This window comes from Methanolobus sp. ZRKC5 (assembly GCF_038446525.1).
Classification (GTDB): Archaea; Halobacteriota; Methanosarcinia; order Methanosarcinales; family Methanosarcinaceae; genus Methanolobus.
The window spans coordinates 1,676,534-1,688,975 of record NZ_CP151792.1 but is presented as its reverse complement, the minus strand read 5'-3'; the positions used below and the strand labels follow the sequence as shown (position 1 = coordinate 1,688,975).

The window sequence follows — 12,442 nt, the reverse complement described above, 5'->3', positions numbered from 1 at the left end:
AATGGATAATCCAAAGATACTAGTTGTTGAAGATGAAAATGTCGTTGCTTTGGAGCTGAAGAAAAGACTCAAAAAGCTTGGTTATCAGGTATCTAGCGTTGCATCATCCGGAAAAGAAGCCATTAATAAAGTTGAAGGTTTCCTTCCAAATCTTGTGATCATGGATATCAGACTAAAAGGAGATATGGATGGAATCCAGGCGGCACAAATAATCAAGGAGAAGTTTAATATACCAGTGATATATCTCACGGCCCACTCAGATGATGAGACACTTAAAAGAGCTAAACAGACAGAGCCTTATGGATACATACTAAAGCCTTTTGAAGAAGACGACCTGCGAACTGCAATCGAAATAGCACTTTATAAATATCAAGTAGAAAATTCTTCTACAAAATGAGCAATATTTGAATTCATCTGGGAACTTTTATGAGGATTCATTTAGATATTACAAATTATCATACCCTATGACAATTCACATTCCATACAAATAATAACACCAAATTATGCTATATATTATTCTGTTCTAGAACAAAGTATCCCTTAATATAAGGGTCTAATCCATAGGCGGGGATATGGGTCAGTATCCCTGTACTTCCCAAAAATATTCCTGGTTATGAGATAAGTATATATGATGGGTATATACCATCATATACAAAAACTATAAGTACTGCTGATTATGGACAATATATATATATGTCGATGACCAACATTAACGTGTTTCTTTAGTCGATACAAGTCAGCGACATAAGAATCTATCAATATACCAAAACCAAAGGAAGCGAAGATATGAGATTGAACAACAAAAACCACGATTGGATACTTACGTACCTAGGATTCTAGGAATTGGTACGGAAAAAGGTTAAGATCCAGGAGCTGTTAGCATGGAAAAAAAGCCACTTGATGCACTTATTAGTAAAAACGGATTATGGGTTTCACGTAACGGAAACCTCCACGGGATAAAAGCGTGTGAAACATCCCAGAAATACATCAGAATCGAAATGGATTGTGGAGAAATTATCACTGTACGCAATTCAAAATCAAGCCGATCCGCAAGATCACTTAGGAATCATAAATTCCAGAAACCCTGCAAACGATGTCGCCTTGCAGACGATAGGGTTCAGGAATTTTCAAAGAAAATCGCAAGAAAAAATGATGCAGATATCAAAATCATCCGCTCTTTTCGCTTAGCTCCTGAAAAACCAGTTCAGGAACAAATTTCCGAAACAAAACAGACAGAGGAAATAAAAGCAAACCCTTCTTCTCATCCCCAGGATGAACAAAGGGCTGGGACATTACCTAACAACAATACCAACAACCACAAATCAGCTCCAAAACCAAAAAGGAGCGATTCCAGCCCTTCCAAAAATCCAAATAAGACTTCACAGTCACAATCCAAATCCAAAAAGACCGAGTTCACACCCTCGCAAAAGACCAGAATACTCTCACTGCTTGGAACTGGCGAGATGATATCATTCGCAAAAGAAAAACGTTCCTTTGGTGAGTTGGAATCAATATTGCTAACCGAAAGGAAAAAAGATATTCGGAGTATGTACGAGGACAGCCGCGAGAATCAGCTTGGGAAAATTGAGAGAAAAATAACCGAATTTTTCGTGGACATGGGTTTCCTTGAGGTGAAATCACCTATACTTATTCCCTTCGAATATATGGAAAGAATGGGAGTCGGTGAGGACAAAAAACTATCCGAGCAGATATTCAGGGTCGGTGACAACATGTGCCTGCGGCCTATGCTTGCTCCTGGTTTGTATAATCACCTGCGAAAATTCGATAACGTACTACCTGATCCTGTAAGAATATTTGAGATCGGGCCATGCTACCGCAAAGAATCAGATGGGAACAGCCACCTTGAAGAATTTACAATGCTCAATTTCTGCCAGATGGGTTCTAACTGCACAAGAGAAAACCTTGAATATATAATAAAAGAATTCCTGGAATTCCTTGGTATCAAGTATGAGATAATTGAGGATAGTTGCATGGTCTATGGTGAAACCATCGATGTCATGCATAAAAATATGGAACTCTCCTCCGCTGTTGTAGGTCCCATTCCAATGGACATGGATTGGGGAATAGACAAACCATGGATAGGAGCTGGTTTTGGTCTTGAGAGACTCTTGAAAGCAAAGCATAATTTTAAGAACATCAAGCGTGCAGCAAGGTCTGAGTCTTACTACAATGGAATTAGCATTAACCTGTAAGGTGGTAGCATGATTAAAAATATTGACTACCATGGCCTTGACATATTCGCACAGGATATTGTAAATGGCCTTCAGCTCACAGATGCTAACCTAAGAGAACTGCTCTCCCTTACAGAAGAAGAAGACCTCCTAAAATTGCACTATGTTGCAAGAAAAGTGAGAGATCATTTTTTTGGGAACAAGGTTTTCCTCTACAGTTTCGTTTACTTCTCAACCCACTGCAAAAATAACTGCACTTTCTGTTACTACAACAGATGCAACGATATACAGCGATACCGCCTTGGTATGGATGAGATACGCAATATTTGCAGGACACTGAAAAACGAAAGCATACACATGGTTGACCTGACAATGGGAGAAGACCCGTATTTCCACAATGAACCTGAAAGATTCGTTGATATTGTCAAAGCAGTCAAAGAAGAAACCGGTCTTCCAATTATGATCTCACCAGGAGTCATGAATGATGGAACACTAAGCAGACTTCATGAAAGCGGAGCTGATTTTCTTGCCCTGTATCAGGAAACGCATGATGTTGATCTCTTCCATAAACTGAGGGTAGGCCAGTCATTTGAAGAAAGAATGCATTCAAGGCAATTTGCCAAAAATATCGGCTACTGCGTGGAAGATGGCATACTCACAGGCGTTGGAAATGATATAGATTCAACCATAAAATCCCTACGCGGAATGCAGAAGATCAGACCTGATATGGTACGTGTCATGACCTTTGTTCCACAGGAAGGAACTCCTCTTGAGGAAATAGATCAGAAATCCAGTCTCTCTGAACTTAAGATAATATCAATACTAAGACTGATGTTCCCTGACAGGCTTATACCCGCATCCCTTGATCTTGAGGGAATCGATGGCATGGTACATCGTCTTAATGCAGGTGCCAATGTGGTCACATCGATAATACCATCCGATTCTCCACTTGAAGGTGTTGTCAATTATGACAGAGAGCTTGAAGAAAGGGACAGGGATCCAAAAAGTGTTGTCAAACGCCTCAAGTCTATGGGTATGGAACCTGCAAGTCAGGATGAGTTCAATAAAATAATAGGAAAGTCAACGCCAAAGACAGTCGAAGTGCCGGTTGTGGCAATATGAAAAACATATGCATTATCGGAGGTAAACTACAAGGTTTTGAGGTCACTTACCTTGCTCATAAAGCAGGTATGCGTGTTGTGCTTGTAGACCGCAAGGCAAAACCTCTTATACGCAAGATTGTTGACAGTTTCCAATGCTTTGACATAACCGAGGAACCCGAAAAACTGAGGGAACTCTCAGAAAATGTGGATGCTATCATTCCGGTAAATGAAAACCTGACAACCATAGAATTCCTAAGAAGTATAGAGAATGAACTTACATGCCCTATACTCTTCGATTTTAATGCCTACTACGTAAGCATGGATAAGAAAAGTTCAAAGGATTATTTCAAGTCAATTGATATACCCACACCTGAAGATAAGCCCGCCAAGCCACCATATTTTGTGAAACCTCCATGCCAGAGCAGCAGCATTGGGACTTCTATAATATATGATGACATGGGGCTCGAAGGCCTTGATCCTTCGATGCTCATCGAGGAATATGTTGAGGGTGATGTTGTTTCCCTTGAAGTCATAGGTGACGGCAGAAACTACGCAGTTCTAAAGGAAACGAAGATACATATCGATGATACGTACGATTGCCAAATGGTGACTCCCGTCGATAACTATCCTGAGTTCAGAAAAATAAGTTATGAACTGGCAAAGAACCTCAACCTTCGGGGAATAATGGATGTTGAAGCGATAGATAGTCCTCAGGGATTGAAAGTACTTGAGATAGATGCAAGATTCCCGAGCCAGACACCTACTGCTGTCTACTATTCTACAGGAATTAATCTGGTAGAGATGCTCATGCAAGCGTTTTCAGAAGAAGTTCAAGAGATGGAAATAACTCCTGAGAAGAATTACTGCATCTATGAGCACCTGCTCCTTGATGGTGGAAACCTGAAACCTGTTGGTGAACATGTGCTCTCACAGGGCTACGAATACGTACAGTTCCATGCTTCTGAGGGGCTTGAAATATTCGAGTCAAAGGGAAAGAACAGTGTTTTCACTCTTATAAGCTGGGGAACTGACAGGGAAGAAACTGAAAAAATGAAACAGAGCGGAATGGAAATGATAGTTGAACATTTCCAGATGAAACCACAGGAGGTATAAAATGGCACTTTTGACACCAGAAGACCTGGAAAACCTTTCGATGCAGCTTGAAGAAAATGATGAGATCGCAAGAAGGGTCACAGGTCTTGATATCAGGGGAATATGCGAATCACTTTACGGAACAAAGCCAGGTTCTGAAAAAGTAGGTATCATACCCATCACCGCGGGAAACGGTGTTATCGGCAATTTCACGTCTTCTCTTTTATACATAGTCGAATACTTCGGCTTTGAAGGATTCATAGCAGAGCACCCGGACGTTACGGGTTACTATGAAGCCGTGTCCCAGGGAGCTGATATAATAATGATGGCAGATGATCATATTTTTACTGCTCACAACCTGAGGAACGAGAAGATCGTCGGCAACCATGTGGCTACAGGTGTGATCTATGCGGACATTGCTTCAAGGTTCCAGGAAGCCAGTTCAAAGGATATACTGGTCATTGGACTTGGAAGGGTTGGTTATGCAGGAGCATGTCATCTTGTAGACAAGGGTTTCAATGTCTATGCCTGCGATCCTAACAAGGAATTTCTTCAAACGGCTGTTGATGAGCTTGGAATAAAACCTTACTGTAGTGATGACAGAAAGAAATTTTCTATGGTTTTTGAAGCCACACCCAATGCAGATACAATATCAGAAGGCATGATAGAAGAAAGATGCCTTGTCTCAACCCCTGGGATACCGTGTGGGCTTCCACCTGAAGTTGGAAAGAAATATCGTGTTGACCTTGTGATGGAGCCTCTTGTAATAGGAGTTGCTTCAATGTTGTATTCTGTAATTCAAAACTAACGGAGTGTCAAGAAAATGTATGTGATTTCACTGGACCTTGGAACAAGCGGTTTCAGGGCACAACTTATAGACCTTGAAAAGAAAGAAACTTTAAAGACTGTGATAACAATGGGCCACCCGCTTCCCGGTGGAAATGTCATGGACCACCTTGATTTTGCCATGGCTACCGGAGAAGACGTAGCTCACAGGCTGATCATTGAAACTGTAAAGGAGATTCTGGAAAAGTTCGATGTGGAACCTGAAAAGATAGAGCGTATAGCAGTCTGTGGAAATCCCATACAACTCTCACTTTTCCAGAATATGGAGATAAGGGACCTTGCATACGCAGGTGAGAACAAACAGAAATCCCTTGGAGTGGAAGATGTCAAAAGAGATGCCAGAATATTCCCTGCAAATGAGATATTCAAAGGTATCTTTGAAATGGATAACTGTGAGGTAATAGTTCCTCCAGCCATCAAACACGAGATCGGTGCCGATGCTCTTGCCATGATGCTGGAAACTGATTTCATCAACCAGAAAGAACCGTGCCTTGTTACTGATTACGGCACCAATGCCGAAATGGCACTGAAGATAGGCGACAGGATAATGACCGCAAGTGCGGCTGCAGGACCTGCTATTGAAGGACAGGGGATAGCATGTGGAATGCTGGCTGGTCCAGGAGCAATAAGTGATGTGAACAGCGAAGGGAAGCTGTGGCGACTAACTGTTCTCGATGATACCATGAACCCTGTAAAAGGACCTCTCGTAGATCCTATTGTGGGAGATACCATTGAAGGCTGCATGATAATACCCAAAGGGATCACCGGTACAGGAGTTATCTCAACAATAGCACTTGCATTGAAAGAGGGGCTCATAACAAAGCTACCTGAACTACCCAATGGTAAATTGATACTTGGAGATAGTATAGTCATCACTAACAAGGATGTTGAAGAAGTAGGGAAAGCCATCGGAGCTATAAGGGCAGCCCACATGACCCTCATGGTAGAAGCAGGAATGAAATATGAGGATCTGCGCTATGCATACATGTCCGGGGCAACAGGCACTTATGTTGATGCCGATAAGGCCAGACATATCGGTTCAGTTCCAGGTTTCTCCCATGGCATCGTTCAGTTCGGTAACACTTCCATAGGTCTTGCAAGAAAAATTGCAATTGACAGATCAAAACTCGATGATGTGATCGCTATTGCAAAGAAGATACAGGCAGATCATCTTATGATGGCTACCAGTGAAACTTTCAAGGACATATACGTCTGTGAACTTTCAACCTGGATGCATGGGATGCCCCATGAGATGTACGGCCAGATGATTGAAATGTATAATATCACACCTTTCCCGGAGGACCGCGAAGATGTGGAAATTGAAAAGAGGGTCATCAGGGACATTGATGATGTTGGGACTTTTGGTCTTGATATTGTAGCAAATATTGGAATAATACTTGAAGCTCCGGTGGAAAAATGCATACTTTGCCACAAATGTGAAGAGGAATGTCCCGAGGATGCAGTCATAATTGTTGAAAAGGAAGGAAAGAGATTTGCCAATATCGACAGTCAGCATTGTCTGGGTACAAGCTGCAGGCGTTGTGTGACCATATGTCCTGAGCAGACCATGAACCATAATATACTGAAAATACAGGAAAAGAAGTAAAAAGTGAGAGTTTACTGATTTTCTATTTTCAGTATTTAGTTCTACTGGAAACTAAAGATAATCACTCATCAAATTTCAAAATTGTTGTTTTGAGGGTTGCCAAATCAACCACTGGAACCTGTGCAGGAGTGGGAACCACATTTACCCTTTTCTGAAACTCAGTCTGGTCCTGCCAGGTACCGGAATTTATCAGCAGGACATTCTTGTACCATTCAACACCCACGGTATGCACATGACCGCAGTGAAGGATATCCGGCACATTTCCAATAACAAAATGATCTTTCTTCTCAGGTGCAATGGAAACACGGCTACCATATATAGGAGAAAGATGCCTGAATTTCATCATTTCCACCATTGCCTTGGTAGGATCACCATATGATACACCAGGAACAGCTGCAACCAGATCGTCGATTGAACGGCCGTGGTATAAAAGGACCTTTACACCATCCAGATCCACAATTGAAGGGTTTCCTACGAATGTCACGTTTTCAGGGAAATCCGCTCTTATTATTTCGGGCAATTTTGGCTGGGGTTCAGCCTGGCGGACAGCATCATGGTTTCCAGGAGAAATAATAATATGGATATGACTGGGTACCCTGTGAAAATATTCGGCTGCTTTTTTGTACTGGTCATACACATCCAAAATTGAAAGTTCATGCTCCTGTCCCGGGTATATGCCAATTCCGTCAACAAGATCACCTGCAATAAGGAGATAACGAACATCCTTTGAAATGGCAGCCAATGCTTCATTATCAGTATCACCATTCAAAAAATCGAGGAATCTCTCCCAGGGCTCTTCAAGAAAAGTTGAGCTCCCAATATGTATATCAGATGTAAGAATTGCCTTTCCAGTAGTCCCACTTCTCTTAATAGTCGTATTTGGAAGATCCGGAAGAATGATCTTTTGCACTATCATGAGCTTGCCATCGTTTGTGAGTTTTCCTGTAAAACCGACAACCTCATCCAGCACCAGATGGCTGGCCTGTTCATAGAGATCTTTGTCTGCCATACGTATAAGAACTGAGAATGAACCGGTCGGATCCTCAACTTCAAGTATCTTGTGACCATTGCTTGTGCTCTTTATCTCAGATATCATGCCAATTACAGAGATCTCTCCAGCTTCCTTACTTCCCCTGAAATTGCTTCTTTTACCTGTTTTCAGACTCTCTATAGGACGGGCATTTACTCTACCTCGAATTATATCACTAATTCTGCTGTAACGGTTTCTGAAAAACTGGACAAATTCCATGTATTCACCGACACAAGTTGAATTATCTGTGATATCTGAAATCACGGAAACAGGACTATCAGAGTAGCAAACATTACTGGAAGCATCTGTTGAGCTGCTTAGTATCTGATAAGAAGGATCATAAGCATTTTTGAATACCTCATTCTGTGAACTTAGTTCCGAAGATGATTTGAAACTTTCTTCTCCCTCAGAAGGCATATCACTAAATCCTTCAAGGTCAATATGGTCAACATCAATTACAAGCACGGAAAGATCGATATTCTCCAGTATGTATGCAACAAGTTCCTTAGGGGAACAATGAGAGCATATAAGGTCCACTGCTTCAGGACTTATCTGATAGCCTTCTTCAATAAAGACAGTTAAAACATCAATTTCATTCATAATAATAACAGGTTAAAATGTAGATCATATTACAATAAAATAACTTACAAAATGATTTTAAACCATAAACATTTTATTTTTTGCAAATATACTCCTTAAATCATAAATACATTCTTTCATTTGGCCAGAATATAGGTAAAAACAATGAACTTAAAAGACACTTTTCATAATTTCAAAGAAAGTGATAACTTCTTTGTTTCACTTGCTAGGGACATTCTAACTGTCCTGTTAGCCGTATTGATATTTGCATCTTTCTCTCAAGTGGTCTTTGGGATGTGGACTCCTATGGTCGCTGTAGAATCAGGAAGCATGGAACCACACATGAATATCGGGGATATAATTTTTATCCAGAATATTGATCGAACACAAATTATAACATATGAAGATGGAATGGATAACTACACATCATTCGTCTATTCAGGAGATGTAATATTATACAAGCCCTATGGACAGGAAGGAGTGACTCCTATTATTCACAGAGCAATGTATTATGTCGAAGAGGGAGACACTATGTGGGAAGGAGGACCTGTTGCACCTTACGCCGGATATATTACAAAAGGTGACAATAAAGTAACGAACAAGTACTATGATCAGCAGGGACAGGTAAGTTACCAGATGCCTGTTAAAGAAGAATGGGTTATAGGCATCGCACGTTATAAGATTCCGTATATAGGATATCTCCGTTTGATGATTCCAAGCTTCTAAATTTAATTATTAGAGATGCAGTTGAGTTGTGAGAACAGGCTTAAAGGATTCTAGTGGTTTGAGCCTGTAATCCTCAAACAATACTTTTTTTGTGCTGTTTATAGGAACGCTTAATACTATTTCTTTTGTTCTTCCATATCTGCCTTTACTTACGACAACAGCATTTACTATCCCAAGCATATCAAGTTCTGACATCAGATCTGTCACCCTGCGTTGTGTAAGGATATCCATATCGACCTGCAAACATAACTGACGATATACGTTGTACACTTCACCTGTTGTTACATTCTTATAACCATTATTTCTCAGTACCATTACACTGTAAAGTGCAAGTTTTGACTGTGTTGGAAGAGTACGTACGACTTCAACTACACGATCGACCTCAATTTTTTCCTGGGCACCTTTTACATGTTGCTCTTCAACACGAGATTTACTCTCTCTTTCTGCAATTTCACCGGAAACCCTTAGCAGATCAAGAGCACGTCTTGCGTCACCATGCTCCTGAGCCGCAAAAGCAGCACACAAAGGAATGACCATATCATCGAGTGCATCAGGTTTATAAGCAATTTTGGCTCTTTCATGAAGAATATCACTTATCTGATCAGCATCATAAGGGGGAAAAATAATTTCTTCTTCACCAAGCGAGCTCTTAACCCTGGGATCCAAGAATTCAGTGAATTTGAGATCATTTGAAACTCCGATCATACTGACCTTTGAATTTTTAAGATCTGTATTGATTCTTGAAAGATTATATAGGACATCATCACCTTTCTTGATCAGTTTATCAATTTCATCCAAAATTATAATGACAACTTGTTTTTCAGTATCAATTGTTTCTTTGAACTTGAAAAAGACCTGGTCTGTTGGCCAACCAGTCATTGGAACATCTTCTCCAAACTGTCGTGTGAGATTTGCAAGAAGACGATATTGAGTATCAATCACTTCACAATTAAGGTAAACGACTTTACAGGAAAGACCAAGTGATTCACCTTTTCTTTCCAGTTCGATTCCAACGTTTCTAGTGACGGCTGTTTTACCTGTACCGGTCTTTCCATAAATAAGGATATTAGAAGGTGTATCTCCTCTAAGTGCTGAAACAAGAATTGACGCAAGACTATTAATCTGATCATCACGATGAACAAGTGAATCAGGAGTGTATGAATGTCTTAAAACCTCTTTATTTTTAAAAATAGGTTCATTTTCCAGGAGTTCCTGGAAAAGACCATCTAATGATTTATTTTCCATTTGCTTATTTCACCCTATCCTAAAAATTTAAAGATTTTATAACGCATCTATGTAGAAGATAACAATCAATAATGTGATTGGTTTTATTCTCTATATTCCAAACGCTACATTGGAAGGAGAGGTTATTAATGTTTATGGTTTAAACCCCCTTGTTTCAACTGGAACTAGATATAAAAAAGATATGATGTTAAATAATCAGTATGCACAAAAACATTTAAAAAAATATAATAAAAGGTGTATATAAACAATTATGTTTCTCATGGAACTAAACCCCTTTATTTCAACTGGAGAGTTTATAAAGAACTGTGACCCTATGATTTCAACTGGAGTAGAAAAAAAAGATGTGAACTATCTTTTTAAAATATAGAAAAAAAAGATTTCAGTGTTACTATCTCAATAATCATATATATAATTGTCTCTCAAAAAGATGAGTTTTTTAATAAAAATAGATTTTAGTCCTTTTTTTATGCATGTTCCAGTTGAAACAATGGGGTAGCACATATTACTACATTTTTTAAGAATGTATAACCCAATTACAACCTAATTAAATTTAGTATTTAAAAGTTCCACTTGAAATGATGGGGTCAGACTACCAAATTAGAAACAAATTTTTAATCCTTTATCAAGTTAAAATAATGTAGAATCAATTATTTGAATTCTAATATCATATAGCTCAACAATTCTAATACAACATATCTTATTGACCCTAAGCTAATCACATTTCAAAATAAAAACTTAAAAAAGTTTTAAAATTTATTGCAATAAAAGTTATCTGGTTATTTCGTAACACAATTCTTTTAAACATCTTCTATTATTCATATAGCAAATGAAAGAAACCGGCCTATCTGAAGAGAAAATAAGAAATATTTTAGACGATTCAAAAAGGCAAGACCTCAAATATGAACACGTATTGAGTTCCATGTGTACTTACCCACATAGAATAGCAGTAGAAGCTCATATGCAGTTCATAGAATCAAATATGGGTGATTTTGGTCTTTTTCAAGGTACTTATAATTTGGAAAAAGAAGTACTTAGTATGTTAAGTCATCTTTTGCATCATCCTGATGCATCAGGCTATACAACTACAGGTGGAACTGAATCGAATATCCAGGCCATACGTTCCATGCGAAACCTTTTCCTTCAAAGATCAAAATGCGATAAACCCAATCTTGTTGTTCCGGATTCAGCTCATTTTTCTTTCGATAAAGTATCTGATATTCTTGATGTAGAATTAAGAAAAGCCAGTCTTGATGAACATCTGAGAGTATCTATTGACTCGGTTAACTCTCTTATAGATGAGAATACTATAGGTCTTGTTGGCATAGCAGGGTCAACGGAATTTGGTCAGGTCGATCCCATTGATAAACTCTCTGAAATTGCACTAAAAAATAATATTTTTCTGCATATTGATGCTGCTTTTGGTGGATTTGTACTTCCATTTCTTGAGGAGGTATATAAATTTGATTTCCTATTACCAGGTGTAACATCAATAGCAATTGACCCACATAAAATGGGTTTGAGTACAATACCATCCGGTGTTCTTCTATTCAGAAGTTCTGATTTTCTTGAAAGTCTCAAGGCAGATACTCCTTACCTGACAGTTTCGACCCAATATACTCTTACAGGAACCAGAAGTGGAGCTGCTGTTGCAGCAACATACGCGGTTATGAATTTCCTGGGAAAAGAGGGTTACAGAAAAATGGTTTCAGAGTGTATGGACTTAACCCATTATCTCCTGAAAAAACTTGCAGACATGGATGTCCATCCATTAATAGAACCTGTAATGAATGTAGTTGCACTGGAAGTTCCAAAATCAGATATTGTCAGAAGCAGGCTGGCAAATGAATTCAACTGGCAGGTTTCGATAACCCAGAATCCTCATGGTTTACGTCTTGTGATAATGCCTCATGTAACTTTTGAAATGATAGATTCTTTTGTGCAGGATCTAAAACAGGTTCTTCAAACAATTTAATCTGCTTGAAACTTAAAGTAAAAACCGGATATTTGAAAAATAAAAATTTGA

The 12,442-nt window shown here is 39.1% G+C and carries 10 protein-coding genes; 8 read left to right on the top strand and 2 right to left on the bottom strand.

Annotation, left to right across the window (positions count from 1 at the left end; genetic code table 11):
• Position 1: 1 nt before the first annotated feature.
• The 6 genes from WN948_RS08335 to WN948_RS08310 all read left to right on the top strand — a co-directional run bounded on the left by WN948_RS08335 (position 2) and on the right by WN948_RS08310 (position 6,839).
• Positions 2 to 397, top strand: a complete 396-nt coding sequence (locus WN948_RS08335; RefSeq protein ID WP_342303759.1) for a response regulator — start codon at positions 2 to 4, stop codon at positions 395 to 397.
• Between the two features lie 484 nt (positions 398 to 881).
• Complete coding sequence (pylS, locus tag WN948_RS08330) at positions 882 to 2,213, top strand: pyrrolysine--tRNA(Pyl) ligase (protein WP_342303758.1); 1,332 nt, start codon at positions 882 to 884, stop codon at positions 2,211 to 2,213.
• A 9-nt stretch (positions 2,214 to 2,222) separates the two neighbouring features.
• Positions 2,223 to 3,314 carry a methylornithine synthase PylB gene (pylB, locus tag WN948_RS08325; RefSeq protein ID WP_342303757.1) on the top strand — a complete coding sequence of 364 codons (1,092 nt, stop codon included), beginning with the start codon at positions 2,223 to 2,225 and terminating at the stop codon, positions 3,312 to 3,314.
• Positions 3,311 to 4,408 (top strand): 3-methylornithine--L-lysine ligase PylC, encoded by a 1,098-nt coding sequence (pylC, locus tag WN948_RS08320; RefSeq protein WP_342303756.1) that lies wholly within the window; start codon positions 3,311 to 3,313, stop codon positions 4,406 to 4,408. Before pylB ends, pylC begins: the two co-directional genes overlap by 4 nt.
• 1 nt (position 4,409) lies before the next feature.
• Positions 4,410 to 5,195, top strand: a complete 786-nt coding sequence (gene pylD, locus WN948_RS08315) for a 3-methylornithyl-N6-L-lysine dehydrogenase PylD (protein WP_342303755.1) — start codon at positions 4,410 to 4,412, stop codon at positions 5,193 to 5,195.
• Between the two features lie 15 nt (positions 5,196 to 5,210).
• Positions 5,211 to 6,839: a methylamine methyltransferase corrinoid protein reductive activase gene (locus tag WN948_RS08310; RefSeq protein ID WP_342303754.1), complete on the top strand. Its 1,629-nt coding sequence runs from the start codon at positions 5,211 to 5,213 to the stop codon at positions 6,837 to 6,839.
• Between the two features lie 61 nt (positions 6,840 to 6,900).
• On the opposite strand, the gene WN948_RS08305 is transcribed toward WN948_RS08310, so the two are convergent.
• Positions 6,901 to 8,469: a DNA-directed DNA polymerase II small subunit gene (locus WN948_RS08305; protein WP_342303753.1), complete on the bottom strand. Its 1,569-nt coding sequence runs from the start codon at positions 8,467 to 8,469 to the stop codon at positions 6,901 to 6,903.
• A gap of 144 nt (positions 8,470 to 8,613) precedes the next feature.
• On the opposite strand from WN948_RS08305, the gene WN948_RS08300 reads away from it, so the two are divergent.
• Positions 8,614 to 9,174, top strand: coding sequence for a signal peptidase I (locus WN948_RS08300; protein WP_342303752.1), 561 nt, complete (start codon positions 8,614 to 8,616; stop codon positions 9,172 to 9,174).
• Between the two features lie 9 nt (positions 9,175 to 9,183).
• Here WN948_RS08300 and WN948_RS08295 read toward each other — a convergent pair whose 3' ends face one another.
• Entirely contained in the window at positions 9,184 to 10,419 is a 1,236-nt protein-coding gene (locus WN948_RS08295; protein ID WP_342303751.1) for an ORC1-type DNA replication protein, read from the bottom strand.
• Between the two features lie 826 nt (positions 10,420 to 11,245).
• Between WN948_RS08295 and mfnA the strand changes: the two genes are divergently transcribed.
• Positions 11,246 to 12,391, top strand: a complete 1,146-nt coding sequence (gene mfnA / locus WN948_RS08290) for a tyrosine decarboxylase MfnA (protein ID WP_342303750.1) — start codon at positions 11,246 to 11,248, stop codon at positions 12,389 to 12,391.
• The last annotated feature ends 51 nt before the right edge of the window (positions 12,392 to 12,442 follow it).

Excerpts from the sequence above, each read along its gene's own strand:
- WN948_RS08335 (WP_342303759.1), top strand. The coding sequence starts at position 2 with ATGGATAATCCAAAGATACTAGTTGTTGAAGATGAAAATGTCGTTGCT.
- pylS (WP_342303758.1), top strand. The coding sequence starts at position 882 with ATGGAAAAAAAGCCACTTGATGCACTTATTAGTAAAAACGGATTATGG.
- pylB (WP_342303757.1), top strand. The coding sequence starts at position 2,223 with ATGATTAAAAATATTGACTACCATGGCCTTGACATATTCGCACAGGAT.
- pylC (WP_342303756.1), top strand. The coding sequence starts at position 3,311 with ATGAAAAACATATGCATTATCGGAGGTAAACTACAAGGTTTTGAGGTC.
- pylD (WP_342303755.1), top strand. The coding sequence starts at position 4,410 with ATGGCACTTTTGACACCAGAAGACCTGGAAAACCTTTCGATGCAGCTT.
- WN948_RS08310 (WP_342303754.1), top strand. The coding sequence starts at position 5,211 with ATGTATGTGATTTCACTGGACCTTGGAACAAGCGGTTTCAGGGCACAA.
- WN948_RS08305 (WP_342303753.1), bottom strand. The coding sequence starts at position 8,469 with ATGAATGAAATTGATGTTTTAACTGTCTTTATTGAAGAAGGCTATCAG.
- WN948_RS08300 (WP_342303752.1), top strand. The coding sequence starts at position 8,614 with ATGAACTTAAAAGACACTTTTCATAATTTCAAAGAAAGTGATAACTTC.
- WN948_RS08295 (WP_342303751.1), bottom strand. The coding sequence starts at position 10,419 with ATGGAAAATAAATCATTAGATGGTCTTTTCCAGGAACTCCTGGAAAAT.
- mfnA (WP_342303750.1), top strand. The coding sequence starts at position 11,246 with ATGAAAGAAACCGGCCTATCTGAAGAGAAAATAAGAAATATTTTAGAC.